We start from the raw sequence: 24,754 nt of genomic DNA, 5'->3' as shown, positions 1-24,754 counted from the left end.
GCTAAAGCATATCCAAGCCAATGTTTAGCTTGGTGAAATGCGATGAAACGACGGACGGGACTGGCCTTTGCAGCGCTGCTGCTTTTCGGACTGCCAATGGGATATCTGGCAGCCGCGGGGCTGCATGATCTCGATGCCGTTCGGGCAAAATATCGCCGGCCCACCACGATCCCTTTCCCTGACGGCAATCCCTATTCCAAGGCGAAGGCCCACTTAGGGAAAATGCTGTTCTTCGATCCGCTGCTGTCCGGGTCGCGCAAGCATTCGTGCTCTTCGTGCCATGTGCCGGCCAAGTCATGGGGCGACGGGTTGCCCCACGCGATCGGCGAAGATCCCGCAGGCATGGAAATCCGTACGCCGACCCTGATCGATATCGCGTTCGTGGATATCCTTGGGTGGGATGGAAAGTTTTCCGATCTGGAATCGGTGACCTTCGGGCCGCTGACGAGCCCGCAGAACATGAACATCACCGAACGCGAACTGGTGCGGCGGCTGCGCGCGCTGCCACGTTATACCGCGGCCTTTGCCAAGGCGTTTGGCGACAAGCACGTCACCCGGCGGCGAATCGAACTGGCGATCGCAACCTATGAGCGCACCATTGTTGCGGGCGAAGCGCCGTTCGACCGCTGGATCATGGGAGACGAGAGCGCGATTTCCCCGCAGGCCAAGCGCGGGTTCGCCTTGTTCAATGGCAAGGCGCACTGCTCAAGCTGCCACAGCGGGCCTTCGTTCACTGATGGATCGTTTCAGGATATCGGCTCTGCGACCGGCAATGATATCGGGCGAGGCCGATTGTTTCCGACTTCCGAGAAGCTGCAATACGCCTTCAAGACTCCGACATTGCGTGATGTCGCGGACCGCGGACCGTATATGCATGACGGTTCGGTCGCGACGCTGGAAGGCGTGATCGAGCTTTATAATAAAGGCGGCATCGATCGTCCGAGCCGCTCGCCCTCGATCAAGCCTCTTGGACTGACGGCAGCGGAAAAAGCGGAGCTGATCGCTTTTCTCAAGACACTCTCGGCGCCCGCGGTCGAAGCGCACTCACCGAAGCTGGCCAAGTAACAGGTTAAGCGAGAGCAGGAGAGGCGGCGCGCCGCTTAAGCCGCACGATCAGGTGTAATGCTGCAGCACCGATCCCAGCAAGCCGAAGCCCGCGAACAGGAGCGTGCCGGCGCAGGTTTCCAGTATCTCGCGATGTGGGATGTGCCTGTCGGCGGCGATCGCCAATGCAGATCCGCCCAAAACGCTCGCCACACTCAGCAAGGCAATCATTTCACTCTCCTGAAATAGGTCGGTCATCAAAATGGACTTGATGAGCTTAAGTTCGGTGATTTGAATCCGTAGAATTTGAAATGCTTGAAATATTCGTCTCAAGTTATTGAGCTGGCTAGTTCATTCGTCTCCTTAACAATCGTTAACCACAAAACAAGGCCTTGTCAGACTACGCTCGCTCGATTCTGAAAATCCAGTATAGTAAACAAACCCTTTATATAATCGCTAAAAAAATCGGGGCTGGTGATGATGACCTATTGTGAGCGGCTTGGCTCCGCGCTCCGTTGTTCATCCTCGATGTTCTTTCGTTTCGCGCTTGTTGTCTTGTTCGGCGCCATCGGCACCGAAAGTGCGAGCGCTCATGTCAAATGGTTCTGCGCATACAACGTCGCTGGGCAGCCAGAGGGGCTGGAGAACGTGCTGTGCCAGGATTTTGAAATCCTGGTCTTCGTTGCCATCGTCTGGCTTTTCGCGGGTTGTCTGATTGAGAGGACATCGGTCGGCGATGCCATGTTGCGTTCGATGGATCGGGTCACTAGCGGATTGCAGGTCAATACCGAACTGATCGTCCGCGCGACTGTCTTTTTCTTTTTCGTCTCGTTATGGGCCATTGGCGGGATCATTCTCACGCCGGAACTGAAATCGACGTCAACCATTATCGGCCCAATCCAACTGGTGATCATTGCCTGCCTGTTGTCGCGGCGCACCTTGCCGATCTCCGCGCTCGGCATCGCCACTCTTTTCGGCATCGCGGTCCATGATTACGGGATTTTTCATCTGGCCGATTACCCGATCTTTCTCGGTATCGCCGCCTATCTCGCTCTGACCGGACTTCAGAAGAAGTTCTTCGGAATCGAGCCGATCGATGTCATGCGTTATGCGACGGCCATCACGCTGATGTGGGCTTCCGTCGAAAAGTGGGCTTATCCGCAGTGGAGCTTCCCGATTTTCGTCACCCATCCGGGCATCACGTTCGGGTTCGACCAGGACTTCTATATGCGTGCGGCGGGTGTCGTTGAGTTCACGCTGGCGTTCGCCCTGTTGTGGACTCCGCTGGTCCGGCGTTGCGCGGCAGCCATCCTTGCCGGAATGTTCATCGCCGCATGTTTCGAGTTCGGCAAGATCGACCTGATCGGGCACTCGGGCATCATTGCGGTGCTATTTGCGATCATCGCTGACAACCGGCGTGTCGCGGAAAACGACCGTCGCGTGCCGATACTTGCCCCGGCGACTTTTTGTGCCGCGCTCGCGACGACGCTTTTTGTCTATTATGTCGGGCACGCTTATTTGTTCAGCACGACGATTTTGTAAAATCGAACGGGTGCCGGATTCGAAGCTGCTTATTTGACGCTCACGAGCAGCTTCATCTTGGGGTGAATCGCGCAAAGTACGGTGAAATTGCCCGCGACCGGGAAGGTCACCTCGAATTTGCTGCCCGGTTTCTGGTCTCCGGAATCAAATTGAAATTCCGGGGACTTGAGATAGGCGTGATGGAGCAGTTCGCCATCATCGTTAATGAAGCGTAAGGCCTCACCGCGATTTATGGTGATCTGGCCCGGCTGGAACTGCCGGTTTTTTTGAGAAATCTGATACGGACCCACCGCCAGTGCCGCTCCCGTGAGCAGGCCGCCGAGGCTTGCGGCAATAATCTGGAACCCGAGATGCCGCGTGATGGCGAGAAGCCGTCTGTGCCCAAGCATCTTCTTCTCCTTGGCGGTCCCGTTCATCGCGGAACCCTGAACGATAAGATGCACCAACTGGTTACCATGACTCGCGACGCCTTTTACTCAATACCGCCTGATACTGCCTGTAAACGTTATATGGCTATTTGGATAGTCGATGTCACCTCAGAATAGGCCACATCGAGGGAGAGTGGCGTGAGACAAGAATGTCTTCTTCAGCCAATGAAGAAAGCGAAGTTTCAGTATGAGGGTTTTACCGGGCCGCAGGGCCGATCGCGGATCGTTTCTCGCGATGCCCCGCCGTCTTCTGGCCGCCATGCCAGTCAAAGGAACTATTCGGACGCAAATTCTGATCTGCTGCCTGTTGATGAGCGCCATCACAGCAGCACTCGGCGTCTACGCGACATCCGGCATTAGGCACGCAGCGGATCTGGTCGCCAAGACCTTCGATGAATCGCTGATGTCGATCAATTATGCGCGCGCGGCTGCTGCCGACTTCTCCAATATGCGCGCGGCTTCCTCCCGCCGGCTGGTGAGTACGGATCCTGCGTCGCGCGCAGCCCTCGACAAGGAAATCGACAGTCTCGGAAAGACGCTCCACGAAGACCTCAACATCGCTGCCGAACGCTCTCAATCCACTCTTGCCGTCGCCTCAGCGAGGAAGGTGCAGGAGGCCGCCGACGCGTGGACCGCGCTGCATCACAAGGTCGTGCTGGAGGAAGATGCGACGGACAACCCTACCGATGGGAAGGGGCAGAGCACGCAGGCCGCCAGTCTCGATAATTATGCCAAGGTTGTCGACCAGCAGGTTGACCTGCTGATCAATTACACGGCGGGCGATGGCTTTCTGTTTCGCCAGCATGCGCTTTCCGCGATCAACCGCGACATCAACTTCAATCTGGTCGCGCTGGCCGCGGCGCTGATCTTGTCCGGATTCCTGTCGTGGCGGTTAAGCCGCCGGATCATCGGGCCGGTTGCGGTGGCGTCAAAGGCTGCGCGCAACATCGCGGAGGGCAAGCTCGATGTCGATATTCCCGCCGGAGGCGAGGATGAGCTCGGCACGCTGATCACCGCCATGGGCATCATGCGTAACAACATCAGGGATATGATGGAGCGGGAGATCGCTCAGCGGCGCTCCGCGCAAGCGCGCCTCACCGATGCACTTGAAACCTCCCAGGAAGGCGTCGTTCTGCTTCAGGCCGATGGTCAGGTTGCGTTGGCTAACTCACGCGCATGCGAATTCCTGGCGGAGGCGCCAGACCTGCTGCGTTGCAGCCCGTTCGAGGATCAGTGGATTGAAAACCCGCTGGTCGATTTTGCGCCTGCGGCGCTGCGGGATTCGGCAAGCGAGGCTCGCCTTCCGAACGGGCGCTGGCTGCGCGTCAGCCGCAGCATGACGCAGGAGCGCGGCGTGATCGTCGTTTTCAGCGACATCACCGCCCTGAAGATGCAGGAAGAGCAACTTCACGAAACCAACCGGAGGCTCGACGCCGCGCTCGAGAATATGTCGCAAGGCCTGTGCCTGTATGACAAGGATGCGCGTCTTCAAGTCGTTAATCGCCGGTTCTGCGAGATATTCAATATTCCGGTGGGCTCCGTTCATGCCGGCATGAGCTTCGAATCCGTCCTGATGCTGAGTGTCATGGCTGGAAATCATGCGGGTCAGAACGTCAGCGACCTCCTGGCTGAACGGCAACGCTTCCTGTCCCGCGAGAAGATCGACAGTTACTATCAGCAACTCAGCGATGATCGCGTGATTTGCGTCAGGCACAGGCCAGCCTCCGATGGGGGATGGCTGACGACATGTGAGGATGTCACCGAGCAGCGTCAGGCGGAGTCGAAGATTACTTTCATGGCCCGCCACGATGCGCTGACCCGTCTTCCGAATCGCGTTCTGTTGGCGGAACGGATCGAACAGGCGATTGCGCAAGTCGGGCGCGGGTCCGGCTTTGCGATCCTCTGTCTCGACCTCGATAACTTCAAGCAGGTCAACGATACGCTCGGCCATGCGGTGGGTGACGAATTGCTGTGTGCCGTCGCTGACAGGCTGGGGTCCTGTGTTCGCGAGATCGATACGGTCGCCCGCCTTGGCGGCGACGAATTTGCGATCATCCAGGCCGACACCCAGCGCCCGGAGGATGCCGCGCGGCTGGCGCGGCGCATTGTCGAATGTCTTGGCGAGCCTTATGAGTTCGACGGACAACGCATCGTTATCGGTTGCAGCGTGGGCATTTCCCTCTCGCCGGGCGATGGCACATCGGGCGAAAAGCTTCTGAAGAACGCGGATGTCGCCTTGTATCGTGCCAAGGCGGAGGGCCGGGGAATCTGGCGATTCTTCGAGACCGAGATGGATGAAAGCCTGCAGAAGCGCCGCGCGTTGGAGCTCGATCTGCGGGAGGCCATGGACAAGAAGCAGTTCGAGCTTTTTTACCAGCCGCTGTATGACATCGATCTCGACAAGGTCTGCGGCTTCGAAGCCCTGCTGCGCTGGCGTCATCCGGTCCATGGCGTGGTGACGCCCGAACAGTTCATCTCCGTCGCCGAAGAGATCGGCCTCATCATCCCGCTGGGCGAATGGGTGATCCAGCAGGCGTGCCGGGAGGCCGCGTTATGGCCGGACGATCTTAAGGTCGCGGTGAATGTCTCTTCCGTGCAATTTCGCAGCCCGCGATTGCTGGAAGCTTTCTCGTCCGCCTTGGCCAGTTCGAAACTTCCGCCGAAGCGGCTGGAGCTCGAAATCACGGAATCCGTTCTTCTCACCAACAACAGTGAAACCACGGAAACGCTACACAAGCTTCGCGCCCTCGGGCTGCGGATCGCACTGGATGATTTCGGAACCGGCTATTCGTCGTTGAGTTATTTGCGCAGCTTCCCCTTCGACAAGCTGAAGATCGATCAGTCGTTCGTTCGCGATCTGACCGACGCCGAAGGCTCCAGGGTCATTATCCGGGCAATCGTCAGCCTGGGTAAGAGCCTCGGTATGCGGACGACGGCGGAGGGCGTGCAGAATATCGCGCAACTCAATTATATTGCGGCGGAAGGCTGCAATGAGGTGCAGGGCTATTTCTTCAGCAAACCGGTTGCCGCATCCGAAGTTCCGTCCGTCATCCGGACATGCCGGAACAGACTCAAGAAGGATGCAGAGGGAGTCTATGCGCTAAGCAGTTGACGGCGCTAGCCGGTCAATAGGTCGAACCGGCGGCAGGGGTCTTCATGCCGCTTCGCATCTTCGACATCACCTGCTGGGCACCGGCGGTCATCAGGCGTGAATCTGAACCGATGGTCACGAGGCGGAAGCCGCGCTCGATGCGCTTCAGCGCCATCTCGGGCGTTCCGTTGTGAATGCACGGAATGACGCCATGCTCGTTGGCTTTGGCGAGGACCATGTCGATGGCTTCCGCGACGGGCTTGTCGACGTCGTCGAAGGTTGGCGCGCATCCGAGTGACAGCGACAGATCAGCTGGGCCGATGTAGACGGCATCGAGCCCTTTGACTGAGAGGATTTCGTCGAGCTTGTCGAGCGCCTGCCGGGTTTCGATCATGGCCAGCGTGACGATGGTTTCGTTCGCCTTTTGCGGATAATCGGCGCCGGCATAAAGCGTCGCGCGGATGGGACCCAGGCTGCGCCCGCCGTCCGGCGGGTAGCGGCAGGCGCGGACGAATTTCTCGGCATCCTCGCGGCAATTCACCATCGGGCAGATGATGCCATAGGCGCCTGCATCCAGCGTCTTCATGATGATGCCGGGATCGAGCCATGGCACGCGCGCGATCGGGACCGTGGGTGTCGTCGAGATCGCGGTGAACATCGCGACCGCAGATGCATAGTCGGTGACGCCGTGCTGCAAATCGACGGTCAGCGTGTCCCAGCCCTGATGGGCCATGACCTCGGCGGAGAACGAGCTTGGAATGGCGAGCCATCCGTTGACGACAGCGCCGCCGCTTTTCCAGATCGAGCGAATTTTGTTTTCACGCATTATTTTTGTCCTCGATGAAAACTAGCGCACCATGCAGGGCTGCTTGGGATTGAACGTCCAGTTCGGGATGAGGAATTGCATGGCGGCGGCATCGTCGCGCGCGCCCAGCCCATGCTTTTTGTAAAGCGCGTGCGCTTTCTCGATCTCGGCCATGTCGGGTTCGATGCCGAGGCCGTGACGTTCCGGCACCTTGATCATGCCATTCCTGATTTGCAGCGGCTCTTTGGTGAGGCGCTGGCCGTCCTGCCAGATCCAGTGCGTGTCGAGCGCGGTGATCCGTCCCGGCGCGGCCGCTCCGACCTGCGTGAACATGGCAAGGGAAATGTCGAAGTGATTGTTGGAATGCGAGCCCCATGTCAGGCCCCATTCGTGGCAGATCTGCGCGACGCGCACCGAGCCCTGCATCGTCCAGAAATGCGGGTCGGCGAGCGGAATATCGACGGCGTGCAACTGGATCGCGTGGCCGAGCTGGCGCCAATCGGTCGCGACCATGTTGGTCGCGGTCGGAAGACCCGTGGCGCGGCGAAACTCCGCCATGATCTCGCGCCCGGAATACCCCTGTTCGGCGCCGCAGGGGTCTTCGGCATAGGTCATGATGTCGCCGCGTCCCTTGCAAAGCCGGATCGCTTCTTCGAGTGACCACGCGCCATTGGGATCGAGATTGATGCGCGCGTCGGGAAAGCGCTTTTTCAGCGCGGCGATGGCGGCGACTTCGTCCTCGCCCGCGAGCACACCGCCCTTGAGCTTGAAATCCTTGAAGCCGTAACGCTGCTCGACTGCTTCGCCGAACCGGACGATGGCTTCAGGCGTCAGCGCAACTTCATGGCGGAGAGAGGTCCAGTCGTCCCCGGCCAAGGACTTGTGATGATAGGGCAGGTTGGTCTTGTTACGGTCGCCGACATAGAACAGGTAGCCCAGCATCTCGACGGCGTCGCGTTGCTGTCCTTCGCCGAGCAAAGCGGCAACGGGCACCTGAAGATGCTGTCCCAACAGATCGAGCAAGGCCGCCTCAAGCGCGGTGACGGCGTGAATCGTGGTGCGCAGATCGAAGGTCTGCAGGCCGCGGCCACCGGAATCCCGGTCTCCGAAGGCCTTTCGAACTGCGTTCAGGATCGCCTGATAAGAGCCGATTGGTTTGCCGATCACCAGCTCGCAGGCGTCCTCCAGCGTGTTGCGGATCTTCTCGCCGCCCGGCACTTCGCCGACGCCGGTATGGCCCGAATTGTCGGTCAGGATCACGATATTCCGGGTGAAGAACGGGCCATGCGCGCCGGAGAGATTGAGCAGCATGCTATCCCGGCCGGCGACCGGGATAACACGCATGTTCGTCACGATTGGTGTCGAAGTCTGTGTCACGTTCATCCCTTCGTCATTCAATCGTGGAGTAGGTGCTAGTTGCCCGGCAGGCTGTGCGCGATCGGAAGGTAGTAATCCTTCCATGACTTCGGCTCGGTCTTCAACGTACCGATCTTGTAGAGATGCTGCGCGAACTTCATGACGCCCTGCGGCTGCGGATTGAACTCCATCATCATGGGTTCTTTCAGATAGGACAGCAGATCGGCGTCGCTGGTCGTGTCGTGCGTGACCTCTTTATACATCTTGACCGCATCCGCAGTGTGTTCGCGAATAAAGGCCTGCGCTTCCAGCGTCGCCGCATAGATGGCCTGAATGGCCTTCGGATTGGCGTCGGCGAACTTGGTGGTGCAGAAGAACTGCGACTGCGTCAGCGGGCTGCCGATAATGTCCTGCGACTGGACGACGATGTGCGCGCCGGGGACGCTCTTTAGCTCGCGGAACTGGAAGGGCGGCGCGGCGAAGTGGTTGCGGATTTCGCTCGTTGGATTGGTCATGGCGCCGAATGCGTCCGGGTGCCCGAGCTGGACCGTGTTGGCGTCGAACTTGGCGTATTCCTTGTCGCCATACATCTTGGCGGCGGCCATTTGCAGCAGAATGGCCTGAGTCGAGACCTTGATGGTTGGCACGGCAATCCTGTCGCTGGGCTTGATGTCGGCCAGCGTCTTGATGTTTGCATCGCGCGAGATCAGGGCCAGCGGCAGGGCGGAGCTTGCGACAATCGCCTTCACGCCGCCTTTGGTGCGGTCGTTGAGAAGCAGCAGGTTGCCGACGCCGGTATTCACCACCTGGATGTTGCCCGCGAGCAGCGCATCGGTCTGCGCGCCGCCGCCGCTGAGGTTGACCCAGTTGACCTTGAAATCCTTCAGGCCAAGCTTGGCGGCCTGCTTCTCGATCAGGTTCATCTTCTCCATCACGTGGCTTGGCAGGTACACGATGCCCGGTTGCCGGGTGATGGTGATCTCGGTCTTTTCCTGTGCGAATGCGGGGCCTGCACCGAGAAGTGCCAGCCCCAATATTGCGGTACGATAAATCTTGCTCGGCAGTGCCCTCATTGCCTTATCCTCCCTGTTGTTTCGTCCCATGGTCCGGCTGTCGCGGACTTTACGTCCCCTTTCGCGAGGGGTTATGTCTTGGCGAGAAGGCTATCCGGGTGCTGCGGGCGGGTCTAATCCAAAGGGTAGATGGATCGATACAATTCTTGTATTGATGAAAAGGCCGCCGCGAGGAGCGTCCGTTGTTCGAACTCAATCAGCTTGTCTGTTTCGTGACGCTGGCGGAAGAATTGCACTTCGGTCGCGCCGCGCGCAGGCTGGCGATGACGCAGCCGCCGCTCAGCCGGCAGATTCAGCTTCTCGAACATCACCTCGATACCAAACTGTTCGACCGCACCAGCCGTACCGTGCGTTTAACGCCTGCGGGAGAGCGGTTTCTCGTCGAGGCGCGCCAGATCCTGCGGCTGGCGGAAGGAGCCTCGTCGCTCGCCAAGAAAGTGGCGCTCGGGAAAACCGGCTCGATCCGGATCGGCTTCACCGCCGCATCCGCTTACGATTTCGTGCCGCGCTTGGTGACGGCATGTCAGGCGGAATTGCCGGATGTCGATCTGTCGCTGAAGGAGATGGTGTCCGGCGACCAGATGGAGGCGCTCGGCTCGGGTCAGATCGATATCGGCTTTATCCGTCCGCTTCTGGTGCGGCACGGCATCGAATCCATGAAGGTGTTCGCCGAAGGCATGTGTCTGGCGGCCCCGGCCGGGCATCCGCTGGCGCGCAAGAGATCGCCCACGTTGCGCGATCTGCACGAGCAGCCCTTCGTCATGTACTCGCCGCATGAGTCCCGCTACTTTCATGAACTGGTTGTGGCGCAACTGGCGCAGGCCAACGTCCAGCCGCGCTATGTGCAGTATCTCGGGCAGGTTCATTCCCTGCTGTCACTGGTGCGGGCCGGGCTTGGGTTGGCGCTGGTTCCGGAATCGGCGACCGGACTTCACCTCGATAATGTGGTGATGCGGCCGGTCGCGTTGCGCTCAAAAGCTCCGGTCGAGGTTCATGCGGTCTGGCGGCGCGATGCCGCGTCGCCGCTGATCCCGCAGATCATCGCAATCGCCAAGCGGCTGGCTCACCGGCCGCGCCGCCGCTAACCACCAGCGGTTCAGTATTGCGCGTCCTTCTCGTCCTCGGACATTGAGCCGATGGCGGCCGTGGGCATTTCCCGCAAGCGTTTGAGGCCGAGCAGCCGTTCGCGCACAATCACGAAAATGCCAGCGCCGGCGATGATGGCCGCTCCGCCGAGAACATAACCCGTCGGCACCTCGTCGAAGACCCAGTAGCCAAGCAGGAACGCCCAGATCATCGCGGAATAATCCAGCGGCGCGAGAAACGAGGCGGGCGCGTAACGGTAGCTTTCGGTAAAGCCCATCTGGCCGAGCCCGCCGGTGATTCCGATCCCGATCAGAAGCAGCCAGTGCAGCGGTGTCGCCGGTAGGGTCCAGCCGAACGGAATCGTGAACAGCGAAGACGTCAACACGATCAGCGCCATGAAAGTCACGACGGCTGGCGTCGTCTCTGTCGCCGTGATGCGCCGGATCTGGATGGTCGCGCCTGCGGTCGTGCATGCGTTCATCAGTGCGAACATGATGCCGAGGCCGATCGTCGAGGACCAGGCGACGTGGTTTCGGAAATATGGAACGAGCATCAGCAGGACGCCGCAGAATCCGACGGCGACGGCGGACCACCGGTAGGCCCGCACTTCTTCCTTGAGAACCAGCCACGAGAACACGACCGTCAGCAGTGGCGCGATATAGACGATGGCGGTGTAATCGCCGATCGGCATCCGCGCGAGTGCTGCAAAGGTGCAGAAGGTGCCGACAACGGCAAAGCTGCCGCGAATGAGGTGCGCGGCCGGATTTTTCGTCTTGAACGCCTGATCGAGTTCGCCGCGCAGCCCGAAGAAAAGAAAGATGGGAATCAGGGCAAACAGCGAGCGGAAGAATGCGACCTCTCCGGCTGGATAAGCTCCTTCCAGATAGCGTGCCTGGGCGCCCATCAGCGCAAACATGATCGTGCTGAAAAGCTTGAACGAAATCGCCGGAATGATTTTCATTGAAACGGATCGTATGGCGGTTCGGGAAGCATACGCCGCCGCGTGGCATCCCTTTACTACCGCCGTAACGCTTTTGGCAATTTCGTTGCGAATGGCAGGTGCGTTTCTGGCGTCATTTGTATCGCATAGTGGGAAAATTGACGCTCTCCCGATCCTGGATGAGTATCGAAGCACGAAGACTCACGGAGATGATGTCTTCGATCTATTCGAGCCGGTTGGCTTCCTCGGGACGCAATCCCAAAGGCAAGTGCGATCGGCGTGTCTCGTGCGAAATATGTTTGCAGGGAGGACGACGTGACATCACGACAGAAGGATTCCGTCCGCGCGTCTGCGGCGACGCGGCGGCAGTTTATCGGCGCGGGCTCCGCGATGCTGGGCGGTGCGGCGATTGCGGTGGCGAGTGGAGGGAAGGCAGCTGCGCTTGATGCATCGGCCGATCCGAACGGGCCGCCGAACATTCCGGAGTGGATGAAGCAGCCCGGCGCCGATGTCGGCAGCCAGATCTATGGCACGCCGTCGCCCTTCGAGAAGAAGGTGGTGCGCAATGTTCCGAAGAAACTCAAGCAATACACATCGGCATCCAGCCGCACGCCCTTGCAGGAATTGGACGGCATCATTACGCCGAACGGCGTTTTCTATGAGCGCCATCATGGCGGCATCCCGGAAATCGATCCGGCGCAGCACCGGCTGATGATCCATGGTCTCGTGGAGCGGCCGATGATCTTCACCATGGATCAGATCCGGCGCTATCCCTCCGAATCCCGGATTCATTTCCTTGAATGTTCGGGCAATCCAGGCTTCGAGGCGATCTACAGCAAGACGGCGTCTGATCTTGTCGGGCTCTTGAGCTGCGCCGAATGGACTGGCGTGCCGCTCAAGACGGTGCTGGATGATGTCGGCCTGAAGCCCGGTGCAAAATGGATCGTTGCCGAAGGCGCGGATGCGGCGGCGCTCACCCGCAGCATTCCGATCGAGAAATGTCTCGATGACGCGATGCTGGTCTACAGCCAGAACGGCGAGCGGTTGCGCCCCGCGCAGGGTTATCCGCTGCGCCTGCTGTTGCCGGGCTTTGAGGGCAACACCAACGTCAAATGGCTGCGCCGGCTGCATGTCGTGACCGAGCCGGTCTACTCTCGCGAGGAAACGTCGAAATATACCGATCTGATGCCGGACGGCACGGCGCGGCAATTCACTTTCTATATGGAAGCGAAGTCGATCATCACGCGCCCGTCGGGCACCCAGAAGATCGAAAAGGGCTTCAACGAGATCACCGGCCTCGCCTGGAGCGGCCACGGCAAGATCGCCAAGGTCGATATTTCCACCGATGGCGGCAAGAGTTGGCAGACGGCCAAGCTACAGGAGCCGGTTCTCACCCGTGCTTTGGTGCGTTTCCGCTTCCCATGGACGTGGGATGGCAAACCCACCGTCATTCTCAGCCGTGCGACGGATGAAACTGGTTATGTGCAGCCGAGCTTCGAGGAGTTGAAGGCGGTGCGCGGATTGAAGTCGTTTTACCACAACAATGCGATGCAGCCGTGGAAGGTCGCGGAGAGCGGGGAGGTCAGCAATGCGAACGTCAAGGCTTAAGCTGGCAGGTGCCGCGATTGTTGTTCTCGCCGCGGCGACGGCCGCCGATGCGCAGCCGAAATACGGCTTCGGAAACCCGGCGACCCCGGCGGAAATCGCCGCGTGGAATATCGACGTCGATCGCGACGGCAAGGCCTTGCCGCCGGGAAAGGGAAGTGTCGCGCAGGGGCACGAGGTGTTTGCGGCCCAGTGCGCGTCATGTCACGGCGAGAAGGGCGAAGGTGGTCTCGGCGACAAGCTCGTCGGCGGGCAGGGCACGCTCGCCACGCCGAAGCCGGTGAAGACCGTCGGCAGCTTCTGGCCTTATGCGCCGACGCTGTTCGACTATATCCGCCGGGCGATGCCGCTGAACGCACCGCAGTCCCTGACCAACGATGAGGTCTACGCGGTGTCGGCCTACGTTCTCAATCTGAACGGTCTGGTACCGGACAACGCGACGCTCGATGCCAAGTCGCTCGCTGCTGTGAAGATGCCAAACCGCAACGGGTTCGTTCAGGACCCGCGCCCGGATGCACATAACAAGGCGTGCATGAGCAACTGCTAGGCTGATTCCTCGCCGCCGTGCTTCAAAACGCGGCGGCGAGTTCTTTTGCGCCGGGGCGGCTGCTTTCGCTGTCCATTCGCGCGTTGGTGGCGGCAATCAGTTTCGCCACCGTGTTGTTGCGGCTTGCGACCGGATTCCGCTCATAGCCGCCGCGCTGGAAGAAATTCGAGGTCGGCACCTGCATGCGCAATGCTTGCGGCATCGAGACCATATCGAAACCATTGCCGTCGCCGGTGAGGTTCATCATTTCCAGTTCGGCGGCGCTCAACGGCCGGGTGTAGCCCCTGTGCCGTGCGAAGTGGACCGAGGTCAAAAGCTTGTGCGTCTGCAGCCATGGCCCGATATCGACATCGAGATTGAGTGCATGGATGGCGAGACCTTTGGGTGTCTTGGCAAGCCGCGCATGCGCGCTCCAGTCGTCGGGCACGGATTTGGCGAAGGCAATCATCCTGCGCAACATGGCGATCTTGCTGGCCATGACCTTCCGGTGCGGCTCCGGTGCGCGATGCATGGCGGTGGTGAGACCGGCGAGGATGCCGTCGCCCTGTTCGGCCAGAACCTCGACGGTATTGGTCGTCAGCAACTGGTTGTAACCGAGCGCGGTCGAGATCGCGCGGGCATTGGGTCGGGGGAATTCGAGACCGGCCTGTACGTCGTATTTGCCGTTGCCGCCCGCCTCGAAGCAGTAGACTCGCACCGCCTGTTCGCGGCTCACGCCGAGTGAGGCCGCGACCGCAGCATAGGCTTTCTTGAACTCGCTCTCGCTGCGGGGACGCGACGGCGTGAATTGGAACTGTTCGGCAGCGTGGCGGACGAAATCCGCCACCACGGGCAGGGGAGGCTGTTTCGGCGGCAGCTTGTGCGGAGCGGTCGGATCGACCGGCCTTGGTGGCCCGGTATAAACCGGCGGCTGCGTCAGGACGTAGTCATCCGCGCCGATGGCTTCGCCGCTGCGGCGGCGAGCATTGCGCAGGCGCCGCTTCTCCGCGATCGCGGACCAGTAAGCCTCGGCCTTTGCCTCGAAATGCTCCCGCGCTTTTTGGTAGGCGGCAAGTTTTTGGTGATATTCGTTAATCTGGAAGGGGGTCGCGGACGCTGGGGCATTTTGCTGCGCCGGCGCGGCAATCGCTGCTGAAAGCCCCGTAACCGCGAGAAATACCAACACCGGCGCGGCGCGGGCGGCATTGCGGCGCACATAAAAGCGGCGATCCGGTCTGATACGAACGTCTAACGTCATGCGAATCCTCGCCGATAGAAGAAGTTGACCGAACGCGTCCGTCCGTTCAACCTCCCGGCAACCACAAAAAAACCCAGGGAGGGATTATGAGGTTCAAGTTCGTATCCACGGTCGCCGCACTGGTCACGGCGATGAGCATGACGGCTCCGGCAGCGCATGCGGAGCAGTTCATCAACATCCTGACCGGCGGCACGTCCGGCGTTTATTATCCGCTCGGCGTTGCGATCGGCAAAATCTATGGCGACAAGATTCCGGGCGTCCGCGCGCAGGTGCAGGCCACCAAGGCGTCGGTCGAAAATCTCAACCTGATCGAGCAGGGCCGCGGCGAACTGGCTTTCACGCTGGGTGATTCGCTCAAGGCGGCTGTTGAGGGCGACGAGGAAGCGGGTTTCAAGAAGAAGCTCACCAAGCTGCGTACCATTGCGGCGATCTATCCGAACTACATCCAGATCGTCGCGACCGCCGATAGCGGCATCAAGACGCTGGCCGATCTGAAGGGCAGGACCCTCTCCGTCGGCGCGCCGAAATCCGGCACTGAACTGAACTCGCGCGCGATCCTGAAGGCTGCGGGCATGAGCTACAAGGATCTCAAGCAGGTGCAGTATCTGCCGTTCGCGGAATCGGTCGACCTGATGAAGAACCGTCAGCTCGATGCGACCTTGCAGTCGGCGGGCCTCGGCGTGGCTTCGCTGAAGGATCTGTCGAGCTCGACCGAGATCAATGTGGTGGCGGTACCGAAGGCGACGGTCGAGAAGATCGGCCCTCCGTTCGTGTCGGTTATCATTCCGGCCAACACCTATACCGGCCAGAAGTCCGACGTGGAGACCGCTGCGGTGGTCAATTATCTGGTGACCAATTCCGATGTCTCGGATGACGTCGCCTACCAGATGACCAAGCAGATCTTCGAAAACCTGCCGGAACTCGCCAACGCGCATGCGGCAGGCAAGGGGATCAAGCTGGAAACCGCTGCGACGGGTAGCCCCGCGCCGCTGCATCCGGGCGCGATCCGCTACTACAAGGAAAAAGGGATTCTCAAATAAGAATTCCGAAAAACGGTATTGAACTGAAACATGGCCGGGCTTAGTCCCGGCCATCCATATCTCGGGCCTCCGAAGAACGCGGATCAAGCGTCATGGGCGCGTTACAAGGCGACGGATTGAGCGTCGCTGCATCGATAAAGTGGGGATACCGATGCTGCAGGAACAGGGAACGCAGGAACACGTCAGCGTCGAGCTCGACAATTTCGAGCATGGCTTTCCGCCGGGCTTCGGTCCCGGCTGGTGGGGGCATTTAGCCTATGTCATCGGCATTGCGTTCTCCGCCTTCCAGATCATGGTGGCTGCGTGGAACTTTCTTCCGACCCAGTCGGTGCGCGGCATCCATGTCGGCTTTCTGATTCTGTTGTCCTACGGCCTTGTTGCGAACTTCACGGCCAAGACGAACTGGCAGCGCCTCCTCGGCTGGGCTACCGGCGGTGTCGGCTTCTATTGCGGCCTGTATCAGTGGCTTTATTACGCCGATCTCATTCAGCGTGATGGTGATCCGAGCCGTCTCGATCTCGTTGTCGGTACCGTGCTCGCGATTTTGATTTTCGATGCGACACGCCGGTTGATGGGATGGGCGCTGCCGCTGATGTGCGGCGCCTGTATCGTGTATTGGGCGTTTGGCCAGTATCTGCCATCGCCGTTCAATCATCGTGGCTATTACTTCGACCAGATCGTCACGCATCTGTCTTACGGCACCGAGGGTTTCTACGGCGTGCCGATCTATGTGTCGGCGACTTACATCTTCCTGTTCATCCTGTTCGGGTCGTTCCTTGAACGCGCGGGCATGATCCAGCTCTTTACCGATTTCTCGCTTGGTCTGTTCGGCGGCACGCGCGGCGGCCCTGCGAAGGTCGCCGTCGTGGCCTCGGGTATGATGGGCACCATTTCCGGCTCGGGCGTCGCCAACGTGGTGACGGTGGGCCAGTTCACGATTCCGCTGATGATCCGTTTCGGCTATCGCCGCGCTTTCGCGGCGGGCGTCGAGGCCACCGCATCGATGGGCGGTCAGATCATGCCGCCGGTGATGGGCGCGGTCGCGTTCATCATGGCCGAGACACTGGGCGTGCAATATTCCGTCATTGTGCAGGCGGCGGTGATCCCGGCGATTCTGTATTTCGCGTCCGCGTTCTGGATGGTGCATCTCGAAGCCGGCAAATACGGCCTTGTCGGCATGAAGAGGGAAGAAATCCCGAACGCGTGGAGGGCGCTGGTGAAGGGCTGGTATCTGGTCCTGCCGCTGGCTGCGCTGGTTTTCATGTTGTTCGAGGGCTTCACGCCGCTTTATGCGGGCAGCATGGGTCTGGCCCTCACGGTGACGCTCATCCTCGGTACGAGCATCGTCGCCGGATTCCCGACCCAGGTGACCCGCTATGTTTTCTGGATCGGGCTTGCACTGGTCGTGGGGTCGCTGTTCCGCAATGGCACCAGTGTCGATATCCGCTACGTTGCGGCTGTTGTGCTGGCGCTGGTGCTGCTGTCCGCGCTGACGATTGGCGGCCGCGCCACGCTGGTCGCCTGCCGGGATTCGCTGGCAGAGAGCTCGAAGTCGGCACTGACGGTCGGCATGGCCTGCGCTATCGTCGGCACCATCATCGGCATGATGACCCAGACCGGCGTCGGCACGGTGTTCGGAAGCTGGGTGATCGGTCTCGGCAAGCAGAGCCTGTTTCTGGCGCTCATCATGACGATGCTGCTGTCGATTCTGCTCGGCACCGGCATTCCCACCATCCCGACCTACATCATCGTCGCGGCGCTGGCCGCACCGGCACTGGCGCATCTCGGCGTTCCGTTGATCGTCAGTCACATGTTCGCGTTCTACTACGGCATCATGGCGGACCTCTCGCCGCCTGTTGCGCTGGCGGCACTCGCCGCCGCGCCGATAGCCAAGGAAAATCCCGACAAGATCGGCTGGGAGGCAATGCGGATCGCGCTTGCCGGTTATGTCATTCCGTTCATCGCGGTCTATTCGCCTGCGCTGATGATGCAGGCGAGCGACCCAATGGTGGCGACCCTCGGCTTCTATGGCGCGGTCTTCTATGCCTTCCTCAAGGCGCTGGTGGCGATCGCCCTGTTCGGCATGGTGGCGATCGGCTTCCTGTTCACCCGGATGACGGTGATCGAGCGGATGGTTGCATTTGCGGCGGCGCTGATGCTGCTTGGCGAGTTCGCCTACAGCGACGAGTTGGGCTATGTTCTGGCGATTGCTGTTTTCCTCTGGCAATGGCGGAAGCGTCCGGCTCCGCCGCTGAAAGTGGCGCCGGAATCGACCGTCCCGTGAGGCCGCCCTGTAGGCGGGACTCTCTTTAAGCGAGGGTGTGTTGGGCCTTTGTTTTGCCGCCGCGGGCGTCGTCAAGGTGCTGTCGGTCACGGCATTTACCCTGGCGTGGACCCATTCGATCGAGAAGATCGAATGGCAGGAGGACTGGCACGTCACCCCGCAAGGGCTGCAACTGGTCGAGGCGCGGGTGAAAGGTTCGGGCGCGGGCATGGAGCCGCCGCCCGAAGCCCGTCTCGTCAATGACTGGTTTCAATGGTCGCCGAAGATGGCGCCACTGCCTCAGGTGGTGCTGGGCAATTCCGGTCTCGCCGGCGAGTGGCGCATCTGCACCGATGGCCACTGCCGCACGCTGTCCGATGTCCTTGGTCGCAAGCTCGGCGCCGAACCGACGGTCATGAAGATCTGCGATGGCGCGACCGCGCCGAAGGCGGAGAGCGGCGCTATGGATAATGCCGCGATTGCCGGCGAACATGCCGCCGTGCAGCTTGCGCTGGCCCGCTCGGATTATGCCAAGGGCGATTTCGAGGGGGCGCGCGCCATCGCCAGCGATATCATTCAGGCCAGGCCGGAGGATGCTGACGCCTTCGAGATACGTGGCAACGCCTGGGTTGGCCTGAAGAATTATGAGAAGGCGCTCGACGATTACGACGCGGCGATTCGCCTGACCCCGAAGGTGGCGCGGCTTTATGCCAGCCGCGCGGCGGCGTTCGGTCGGTTGCGGAATTTCCGCATGGCGGTGCGCGACTATACCGAAGCCGTGCGGCTTGATCACAGCGTCGCGCGGCTGCTCGACCGTGCCATCGCCTTCAGGAAAGTTCGGCGTACCGATCTTGCTCTCGACGATCTCACCGATGCAATCGGTCTCGCGCCGGATTCGGCCATGCTCTATCGCGAGCGCGGCGAGGTCTATGCCCGCAACAACGCCTATGATCGTGCCATCGCGGATTACAATACCTCGATCCGCCTCGATCCGGTCGCCTTGTCGTTTCTTGATCGCGGCATGGCGTATTACCTCAAAGGAAACAAAGCCGATCTCGACCATGCGCTGGCCGATTACGACCGCGCCATCGCACTCGATGATCGCATGGCGCTCGCCTACAATAACCGGGGTCTCGCGCTGCGCGACAAGGGCGAGTTGGGGCGGGCCTACGCCGATTTTTCCATGGCGTTACAACTCAATCCCGACCTCACGGTCGCGCGTGAACACCGCGACGCGCTCACCCCGCAGATGGCGCGGCTCGCCGGAAAGGGCCAAAAGTCGCATACGACGCTCGCCTGCGCGGCCGGTATAAAGGACTGTAACCGCCATTGAAAAAGGCGGAATTTAGGGTCCGGAGACCGTTCGATGAGTGATGCAAAAGCCCGTTATGCCGAAATCCATGAGCGCTCGCTGCGCGACCCGCAGGGGTTCTGGGCGGAGGCCGCCAAGGAGATCGACTGGTTCGAGCCTGCGAAAAAGGTGTTCGACCCTTCGATGGGAATTTATGGCCGCTGGTTCGCGGGTGGAGTCGTCAATAGCTGTTTCAATGCGGTTGATCGACATGTCAAAGGCGGGCGGGCTGAACAACTCGCTCTCATCCATGATTCTCCGCTGACAAATCAGATCACGACGCTGACCTTTGCGCAGTTGCAGCAGGAGGTCGAGACGCTCGGCGCGGTGATGCAGGATTTTGGCGTCACCAAGGGCGACCGTGTCGTGATCTACATGCCGATGGTGCCGGAGGCCGTGATCGCGATGCTGGCCTGCGCGCGCATCGGAGCGATTCATTCGGTCGTGTTCGGCGGCTTCGCCTCGAAAGAGCTTGCGACCCGCATCGACGACGCCAAGCCGAAGCTGATCTTCTCCGCAAGCTGCGGCATCGAGCCCGGCCGCACCGTGCAGTACAAGCCGCTCCTGGACGAGGCGATCAGGCTCGCGTCGTTCAAGCCCGAAACCTGCATCATTCTCCAGCGTCCGCAGCAGGAATGCGATCTGGTCGCAGGCCGCGACCATGACTGGGCCAGCCTGCGCCAGAAGGCGCTCACCGCGGGCAAGCGCGCCGCGTGTGTGCCGGTGCTCGCGACCGATCCGCTCTACATTCTCTACACGTCCGGTACCACCGGCGTGCCGAAGGGCGTGGTGCGCGACAATGGCGGCCACATGGTGGCGCTGAAATGGTCGATGTCGAACCATTACGACGTCAAGCCGGGTGAGGTGTGGTGGAGCGCGTCCGACATCGGCTGGGTGGTCGGCCACAGTTATATCGTGTACGGGCCGCTGTTCCACGGCAACACCACGATCCTCTATGAAGGCAAGCCGATTGGTACGCCGGACGCAGGCGCATTCTGGCGCGTCATCGCGCAGCACAAGGCGGTGGCGCTGTTCACCGCGCCGACGGCCTTTCGCGCCATCAAGAAGGAAGATCCCGACGGCGCGCTGATGAAGAAGTACGACCTGTCGCGCTTCCGCGCGCTGTTTCTCGCCGGTGAGCGCGCCGATCCGCCAACGGTGGAATGGGCGCAGGCGCGGCTGCAGCGCCCGGTGATCGATCATTGGTGGCAGACCGAAACCGGATGGGCGATCGCGGGCAATCCTGTCGGCATCGGCGCGCTGCCGGTGAAGCCGGGCTCGGCCACCGTTGCGATGCCGGGCTATCAGGTCGACATCGTCGATGAATCGGCCAAGCCCGTGCCCGCGAACACCACGGGCTCGATCGTCGTCAAGCTGCCGTTGCCGCCATCCTGCCTGCCGACGCTGTGGCAGCAGGACGAACGCTGCAAGGAGGCCTATTTCAGCGAATTCCCCGGCTACTACAAAACCTCGGATGCTGGCTACAAGGACGAGGACGGCTACGTGTTCGTGATGGGCCGCACCGACGACATCATCAATGTCGCCGGACACAGGCTCTCGACCGGCGGCATGGAGGAAATTCTCGCCTCGCACCCGGATGTCGCCGAATGCGCCGTGCTGGGCATCAAGGATCAACTCAAGGGCGAGGTACCTTGCGGTTTCCTGGTGCTGAAATCGGGAGCCACCCGCAGCGCCAAGGACATCGAAAGCGAGGTCGTCGGCATGGTCCGCGACAGGATCGGCCCGGTCGCGGCCTTCAAGCGCGCGGTCACCGTGCCGCGCCTGCCGAAGACGCGCTCCGGCAAGATTCTACGCGGGACCATGAAGAAGATCGCCGATGGCGACCCCTGGAGCATGCCGGCGACGATCGAGGACCCGAAAGCGCTGGATGATATCAGCGCCGCGCTGAAGGGCTGAGTGCCAGAAAAGGCTTGAGAAGCGGGGCTATCCGGCCTAGCCAGATGAGGACGCCGCCGAGAGGCGGCGCCGCTATCGGCAAGCCATGGAGGTCTTTGCGATGAACGAGGATGCATTCAACATCAGCCTGCGGGGCTTTCTCAAGAAAGTCGGAATCACCAGCCAACGTGAGATCGAAGCCGCCATCCGCGGCGCGCTCGCCGATGGACGGCTGAAAGGCAATGAGAAAATCCCTGCCAAGATGACCTTGAATCTCGGTGGGATCGATTTCACCCATGTCGTGGAAGCAAGCATTGACCTCGAATAGAATATCGTGACCTTGAAACCTGCAATTGCAATGGCGGCGCTCGCCGCGAGCCTTCTGGTGTCGGCCTGCGCGCAATTCGATCGCACGTCGCTGCCGCAGGCGGCGGCGACCGATGACGACGCGATCTGCCGCAAGGAAGGCGAACCGGGTTCGCAGCCTTATGTCGCCTGCCGCCGCGACCGTGACGTTGCCGCGTCACGGGCGTCGCGCTCGGAGGTCGGCGTCGAGCGCGCGCACAAGAATCTTGCCAACGATATGCTTAACGGCCGGTGAGCCGGATGTAACGCGGCGCGGTTTCCGCCGTAGAACGGATCATGATGAAAACAATATCGGGACTTCGCGCCTCCGCTTTCGCCATGGCGGTTCTCATGCTGGTTGCAGGCATGGCGTCGGACGTCCGTGCCGAGCCGGACAATGTCACAAGCCGCGAACGCATCCTGCGCGATCCGGAAATTCCGTCGCTTGGCAATCCGAACGGCGATGTCACCATCGTCGAGTGGTTCGATTATCAGTGCCCGTATTGCAAGGCGCTGTCGCCGGAACTTGAAAAGATCATCAAGGAAGACGGCCATGTGCGGTTTGTACTGAAGGACTGGCCGATTCTGGGGCCGCCGTCGCCGGAGGCCTCGCGCCTCGTGCTGGCGACGAAATATCAGGGCAAGTTCGAGGCAGCGCACAAGGCGCTGATGGTGCGGGTCGGGCGGCTCACCACAGGCACCATCGACGAGACGCTTACGGGTGCTGGTGTCGACGTGGCGAAGGCGAAGGCCGATCTTGAGACGCACAAGGCCGAGATCGAGGCGCTGCTTGCGCGCAACAACGAGCAGGCCGAAGGACTCGGGTTCAATTCCACGCCATCCTTCATTGTCGGCACCTTCCGCATTCCGGGCGTCATGAAGCCCGAACTGTTCAAGCTCGCGATTGCCGATGCACGCGCCAAGGCGAAGGCCGAGAGCGGCAAGGCTGCTCCGAAGGCCAAGAGCAAATCCAAGTCCGAGCCGAACAAGATGGCGCCGAAAACGAAAGAAGCGCCGGCGAAATAGCGCGGCGCTTCTGTTTCATCCCGTCAATGCCATCACCGCATGAGCGGCGATGGATACTTATTCCTCGTCGTCGTGTTTCTTGTCGTGGCCGAGCGTCTTCAGCTTGGCGAACACCGCATCGACGTTGATGTCTTCCTGCTCCTTGGCGGAGAGCGGAGCTTCGTGCTCGGCTTCGCGGCGCGTGGTCTCGGAAGCCGGCAGCAGCGTGACGCCGCCATATTCCTGCTTGGCCGGCTTTTCCTTTGCCGCGCGCTGCACCTCGAAATCGAGTTCGATCTGGGTGCACAGGCCGAGCGTGACCGGGTCCATCGGCGTCAGTGTCGAGGCGTTCCAGTGGGTGCGGTCGCGCACGCTGGCGATCGTGGTCTTGGTGGTGCCGACGAGGCGCATGATCTGCGCGTCCTTCAGTTCGGGATGGTTGCGCACCAGCCAGAGAATGGCGCTCGGGCGCTCGTGGCGGCGCGAGACCGGGGTGTAGCGCGGCCCCTTTTTCTTCGCGGCCGTCGGCAGCACGACCTTGGATTCCTGCAGCTTCAGGCGGTAATCCGGGTCCCTCTCGCCTTTTTCGATCTCCTCGCGGGTGAGTTGGCCGGTGGAGATCGGGTCCATGCCCTTGATGCCCTGCGCGGCGTCGCCGTCGGCGATGGCACGGACCTCGAGCGGATGCATCTTGGTGAAATCGGCGACCTGATCGAACGACAGCGCGGTGTTGTCGACCAGCCATACGGCCGTCGCTTTCGGCATCAGCGGTGCATTGCTCATGGCAAATCTCCTTTGTGCTTCGCCCGCCTTTTTGAAGGGCGAAGCCGTCTGGTCATCGGGATGACGGGAATTCGCACCTATATAGTCCGTCACCGCCTTGCCGCGCAACCTGTCAGAAATCCGCCAAAGGGCGGGGAGGGCGGGCTTGACAGGGGAGGGGATGCGGCTCCTATTCCCTCGCATTCTCTTTTACATAGGCCCGATCCGCTTGGCCTCGCGGCACCAAAGCCCTATATCAGGGACACCGGTCCGTGATCCGCTCTAAACCCCTGTTTCGGCTGAAAAATGACCCTGCAAACTGAGAAACCGCCACTTTCGATCGTGCTCTGTTCCCCCCGCGGCTTCTGTGCCGGCGTGGTGCGGGCCATCGATACCGTCGAGCGGGCCCTGAAGCTGTATGGCGCACCGGTCTATGTGCGTCACGAGATCGTGCATAACCGCTATGTGGTGGAAAGTCTGCGCGACAAGGGCGCGATTTTCGTCGCTGAACTGGACGAAATTCCGCAAACCGACGCTCCGGTGGTGTTCTCGGCGCACGGGGTTCCCAAGGCGATCCCGGCCGAAGCCGGCAAGCGGCATTTTTTCACCCTGGATGCGACCTGCCCGCTGGTGACCAAGGTTCACCGCGAGGCGGCGATTCATTTCAAGCGCGGCCGCGAAATCCTGCTGATCGGCCATGCTGGACACCCGGAAGTGGTTGGCACGCTCGGCCAGTTGCCGAAGGGCGCGGTGGTGCTGATCGAGACCATGGACGCGGCGCGTTCATTCCAGCCGAAGGACGCCTCCAAGCTCGCTTTCGTGACCCAGACCACGCTCTCGATCGACGACACCAAGGAAATCGTCGCGGTGCTCAAGGAGCGCTTCCCGGACATCGACGGCCCGCACAAGGAAGACATCTGCTACGCCACCACCAACCGCCAGCTCGCGGTGAAGAAGGTGGCGCCGAAGGTCGATGCGATGATCGTAGTCGGCTCGCCGAATTCCTCGAACTCGCAGCGCCTGCGCGAGGTCGCCGAGCGCGAGGGCTGCAAGGTCTCCGTGCTGGTGCAGCGCGCCTCCGAACTTGACTGGGCGAAATTCGAGGGCATCAGCCGCCTCGGCATCACCGCGGGCGCGTCCGCCCCGGAAGTGATCGTCGAGGAGATCATGGACGCCTTCGCCGCGCATTATAAGCTGCACGTCGAAACCGTCTCGGCGGCCGAGGAGGATGAATTCTTCCCGCTGCCGCGCCCGCTGCGCAACGAAGCGGCGGCTGCGGAAAAGGCGGCTGGCTGAGGACGCACGGGCAATTCGCCGCCCCCGCATCTTCAATCCCGC

The 24,754-nt window shown here is 61.0% G+C and carries 22 protein-coding genes; 14 read left to right on the top strand and 8 right to left on the bottom strand.

All coding sequences use genetic code 11. The annotated features are described in order from the left end of the window. Positions 1 to 42: 42 nt before the first annotated feature. Positions 43 to 1,065, top strand: coding sequence for a cytochrome-c peroxidase (locus AC1RNA_RS01390; RefSeq protein WP_492949962.1), 1,023 nt, complete (start codon positions 43 to 45; stop codon positions 1,063 to 1,065). 48 nt (positions 1,066 to 1,113) lie between these two features. Here AC1RNA_RS01390 and AC1RNA_RS01385 read toward each other — a convergent pair whose 3' ends face one another. Continuing rightward, a complete protein-coding gene (locus AC1RNA_RS01385) occupies positions 1,114 to 1,275 on the bottom strand; it encodes a hypothetical protein (RefSeq protein WP_009339781.1) in 162 nt (53 codons plus the stop codon). Between the two features lie 297 nt (positions 1,276 to 1,572). On the opposite strand from AC1RNA_RS01385, the gene AC1RNA_RS01380 reads away from it, so the two are divergent. After that, positions 1,573 to 2,586, top strand: a complete 1,014-nt coding sequence (locus AC1RNA_RS01380; RefSeq protein ID WP_492951162.1) for a hypothetical protein — start codon at positions 1,573 to 1,575, stop codon at positions 2,584 to 2,586. A 29-nt stretch (positions 2,587 to 2,615) separates the two neighbouring features. On the opposite strand, the gene AC1RNA_RS01375 is transcribed toward AC1RNA_RS01380, so the two are convergent. Further along, positions 2,616 to 3,002: a cupredoxin domain-containing protein gene (locus AC1RNA_RS01375; RefSeq protein WP_009339783.1), complete on the bottom strand. Its 387-nt coding sequence runs from the start codon at positions 3,000 to 3,002 to the stop codon at positions 2,616 to 2,618. Between the two features lie 199 nt (positions 3,003 to 3,201). On the opposite strand from AC1RNA_RS01375, the gene AC1RNA_RS01370 reads away from it, so the two are divergent. Then, a complete protein-coding gene (locus AC1RNA_RS01370; RefSeq protein ID WP_492949961.1) occupies positions 3,202 to 6,126 on the top strand; it encodes an EAL domain-containing protein in 2,925 nt (974 codons plus the stop codon). A gap of 13 nt (positions 6,127 to 6,139) precedes the next feature. Here the strand turns inward: AC1RNA_RS01370 and AC1RNA_RS01365 are convergent, their stop codons facing one another. From AC1RNA_RS01365 to AC1RNA_RS01355, 3 genes are read right to left on the bottom strand one after another with little or no spacing between them, the layout of a single operon-like run. Further along, entirely contained in the window at positions 6,140 to 6,931 is a 792-nt protein-coding gene (locus tag AC1RNA_RS01365; protein ID WP_492949960.1) for an HpcH/HpaI aldolase family protein, read from the bottom strand. Positions 6,932 to 6,952: 21 nt separating this feature from the next. Beyond that, positions 6,953 to 8,293, bottom strand: coding sequence for a glucarate dehydratase (gene gudD / locus AC1RNA_RS01360; protein WP_492949959.1), 1,341 nt, complete (start codon positions 8,291 to 8,293; stop codon positions 6,953 to 6,955). 29 nt (positions 8,294 to 8,322) lie between these two features. Next, complete coding sequence (locus AC1RNA_RS01355) at positions 8,323 to 9,339, bottom strand: ABC transporter substrate-binding protein (RefSeq protein ID WP_492949958.1); 1,017 nt, start codon at positions 9,337 to 9,339, stop codon at positions 8,323 to 8,325. Positions 9,340 to 9,521: 182 nt separating this feature from the next. On the opposite strand from AC1RNA_RS01355, the gene AC1RNA_RS01350 reads away from it, so the two are divergent. Beyond that, complete coding sequence (locus AC1RNA_RS01350; RefSeq protein WP_009339788.1) at positions 9,522 to 10,424, top strand: LysR family transcriptional regulator; 903 nt, start codon at positions 9,522 to 9,524, stop codon at positions 10,422 to 10,424. A gap of 11 nt (positions 10,425 to 10,435) precedes the next feature. On the opposite strand, the gene AC1RNA_RS01345 is transcribed toward AC1RNA_RS01350, so the two are convergent. Continuing rightward, positions 10,436 to 11,386 (bottom strand): DMT family transporter, encoded by a 951-nt coding sequence (locus tag AC1RNA_RS01345; protein WP_009339789.1) that lies wholly within the window; start codon positions 11,384 to 11,386, stop codon positions 10,436 to 10,438. A 294-nt stretch (positions 11,387 to 11,680) separates the two neighbouring features. Here AC1RNA_RS01345 and soxC point away from each other — a divergent pair, with 294 nt between their 5' ends. Together soxC and AC1RNA_RS01335 are read left to right on the top strand one after the other, a co-directional pair. Next, positions 11,681 to 12,973 carry a sulfite dehydrogenase gene (gene soxC / locus AC1RNA_RS01340; protein WP_492949957.1) on the top strand — a complete coding sequence of 431 codons (1,293 nt, stop codon included), beginning with the start codon at positions 11,681 to 11,683 and terminating at the stop codon, positions 12,971 to 12,973. Further along, positions 12,954 to 13,517, top strand: coding sequence for a c-type cytochrome (locus AC1RNA_RS01335; protein ID WP_009339791.1), 564 nt, complete (start codon positions 12,954 to 12,956; stop codon positions 13,515 to 13,517). Before soxC ends, AC1RNA_RS01335 begins: the two co-directional genes overlap by 20 nt. A gap of 22 nt (positions 13,518 to 13,539) precedes the next feature. Here AC1RNA_RS01335 and AC1RNA_RS01330 read toward each other — a convergent pair whose 3' ends face one another. Beyond that, positions 13,540 to 14,754, bottom strand: coding sequence for a hypothetical protein (locus AC1RNA_RS01330; RefSeq protein WP_492949956.1), 1,215 nt, complete (start codon positions 14,752 to 14,754; stop codon positions 13,540 to 13,542). 86 nt (positions 14,755 to 14,840) lie between these two features. Here AC1RNA_RS01330 and AC1RNA_RS01325 point away from each other — a divergent pair, with 86 nt between their 5' ends. The 7 genes from AC1RNA_RS01325 to AC1RNA_RS01295 all read left to right on the top strand — a co-directional run bounded on the left by AC1RNA_RS01325 (position 14,841) and on the right by AC1RNA_RS01295 (position 22,675). Next, complete coding sequence (locus AC1RNA_RS01325; RefSeq protein ID WP_492949955.1) at positions 14,841 to 15,794, top strand: TAXI family TRAP transporter solute-binding subunit; 954 nt, start codon at positions 14,841 to 14,843, stop codon at positions 15,792 to 15,794. Positions 15,795 to 15,945: 151 nt separating this feature from the next. Then, positions 15,946 to 18,078, top strand: coding sequence for a TRAP transporter permease (locus tag AC1RNA_RS01320; protein ID WP_492949954.1), 2,133 nt, complete (start codon positions 15,946 to 15,948; stop codon positions 18,076 to 18,078). 37 nt (positions 18,079 to 18,115) lie between these two features. Further along, entirely contained in the window at positions 18,116 to 19,390 is a 1,275-nt protein-coding gene (locus AC1RNA_RS01315; RefSeq protein ID WP_492949953.1) for a DUF1850 domain-containing protein, read from the top strand. Between the two features lie 33 nt (positions 19,391 to 19,423). After that, positions 19,424 to 21,325, top strand: a complete 1,902-nt coding sequence (locus AC1RNA_RS01310) for a propionyl-CoA synthetase (protein WP_009339796.1) — start codon at positions 19,424 to 19,426, stop codon at positions 21,323 to 21,325. Between the two features lie 100 nt (positions 21,326 to 21,425). Further along, positions 21,426 to 21,632 (top strand): DUF6494 family protein, encoded by a 207-nt coding sequence (locus tag AC1RNA_RS01305; RefSeq protein WP_009339797.1) that lies wholly within the window; start codon positions 21,426 to 21,428, stop codon positions 21,630 to 21,632. A gap of 30 nt (positions 21,633 to 21,662) precedes the next feature. Next, entirely contained in the window at positions 21,663 to 21,905 is a 243-nt protein-coding gene (locus tag AC1RNA_RS01300) for a hypothetical protein (RefSeq protein WP_492951161.1), read from the top strand. Between the two features lie 41 nt (positions 21,906 to 21,946). Next, complete coding sequence (locus AC1RNA_RS01295; RefSeq protein ID WP_492949952.1) at positions 21,947 to 22,675, top strand: DsbA family protein; 729 nt, start codon at positions 21,947 to 21,949, stop codon at positions 22,673 to 22,675. A gap of 57 nt (positions 22,676 to 22,732) precedes the next feature. Here AC1RNA_RS01295 and AC1RNA_RS01290 read toward each other — a convergent pair whose 3' ends face one another. Continuing rightward, positions 22,733 to 23,437 (bottom strand): DUF1013 domain-containing protein, encoded by a 705-nt coding sequence (locus AC1RNA_RS01290; protein WP_492949951.1) that lies wholly within the window; start codon positions 23,435 to 23,437, stop codon positions 22,733 to 22,735. Between the two features lie 285 nt (positions 23,438 to 23,722). Between AC1RNA_RS01290 and ispH the strand changes: the two genes are divergently transcribed. Beyond that, positions 23,723 to 24,712, top strand: coding sequence for a 4-hydroxy-3-methylbut-2-enyl diphosphate reductase (gene ispH / locus AC1RNA_RS01285; RefSeq protein WP_009339801.1), 990 nt, complete (start codon positions 23,723 to 23,725; stop codon positions 24,710 to 24,712). The last annotated feature ends 42 nt before the right edge of the window (positions 24,713 to 24,754 follow it).

The sequence above is a fragment of the Afipia sp. GW821-FHT14H12 genome (assembly GCF_058803465.1).
Note: the sequence above shows the minus strand (reverse complement) of the source record. Positions and strands in the feature narration are given on the sequence as shown.

Bases quoted from the DNA above. Each gene is read 5' to 3' on its own strand.
- AC1RNA_RS01390 (WP_492949962.1), top strand. From the start codon at position 43: ATGAAACGACGGACGGGACTGGCCTTTGCAGCGCTGCTGCTTTTCGGA.
- AC1RNA_RS01385 (WP_009339781.1), bottom strand. From the start codon at position 1,275: ATGATTGCCTTGCTGAGTGTGGCGAGCGTTTTGGGCGGATCTGCATTG.
- AC1RNA_RS01380 (WP_492951162.1), top strand. From the start codon at position 1,573: ATGTTCTTTCGTTTCGCGCTTGTTGTCTTGTTCGGCGCCATCGGCACC.
- AC1RNA_RS01375 (WP_009339783.1), bottom strand. From the start codon at position 3,002: ATGAACGGGACCGCCAAGGAGAAGAAGATGCTTGGGCACAGACGGCTT.
- AC1RNA_RS01370 (WP_492949961.1), top strand. From the start codon at position 3,202: ATGAGGGTTTTACCGGGCCGCAGGGCCGATCGCGGATCGTTTCTCGCG.
- AC1RNA_RS01365 (WP_492949960.1), bottom strand. From the start codon at position 6,931: ATGCGTGAAAACAAAATTCGCTCGATCTGGAAAAGCGGCGGCGCTGTC.
- gudD (WP_492949959.1), bottom strand. From the start codon at position 8,293: ATGAACGTGACACAGACTTCGACACCAATCGTGACGAACATGCGTGTT.
- AC1RNA_RS01355 (WP_492949958.1), bottom strand. From the start codon at position 9,339: ATGAGGGCACTGCCGAGCAAGATTTATCGTACCGCAATATTGGGGCTG.
- AC1RNA_RS01345 (WP_009339789.1), bottom strand. From the start codon at position 11,386: ATGAAAATCATTCCGGCGATTTCGTTCAAGCTTTTCAGCACGATCATG.
- AC1RNA_RS01335 (WP_009339791.1), top strand. From the start codon at position 12,954: ATGCGAACGTCAAGGCTTAAGCTGGCAGGTGCCGCGATTGTTGTTCTC.
- AC1RNA_RS01330 (WP_492949956.1), bottom strand. From the start codon at position 14,754: ATGACGTTAGACGTTCGTATCAGACCGGATCGCCGCTTTTATGTGCGC.
- AC1RNA_RS01325 (WP_492949955.1), top strand. From the start codon at position 14,841: ATGAGGTTCAAGTTCGTATCCACGGTCGCCGCACTGGTCACGGCGATG.
- AC1RNA_RS01320 (WP_492949954.1), top strand. From the start codon at position 15,946: ATGCTGCAGGAACAGGGAACGCAGGAACACGTCAGCGTCGAGCTCGAC.
- AC1RNA_RS01310 (WP_009339796.1), top strand. From the start codon at position 19,424: ATGAGTGATGCAAAAGCCCGTTATGCCGAAATCCATGAGCGCTCGCTG.
- AC1RNA_RS01305 (WP_009339797.1), top strand. From the start codon at position 21,426: ATGAACGAGGATGCATTCAACATCAGCCTGCGGGGCTTTCTCAAGAAA.
- AC1RNA_RS01300 (WP_492951161.1), top strand. From the start codon at position 21,663: ATGGCGGCGCTCGCCGCGAGCCTTCTGGTGTCGGCCTGCGCGCAATTC.
- AC1RNA_RS01295 (WP_492949952.1), top strand. From the start codon at position 21,947: ATGATGAAAACAATATCGGGACTTCGCGCCTCCGCTTTCGCCATGGCG.
- AC1RNA_RS01290 (WP_492949951.1), bottom strand. From the start codon at position 23,437: ATGAGCAATGCACCGCTGATGCCGAAAGCGACGGCCGTATGGCTGGTC.
- ispH (WP_009339801.1), top strand. From the start codon at position 23,723: ATGACCCTGCAAACTGAGAAACCGCCACTTTCGATCGTGCTCTGTTCC.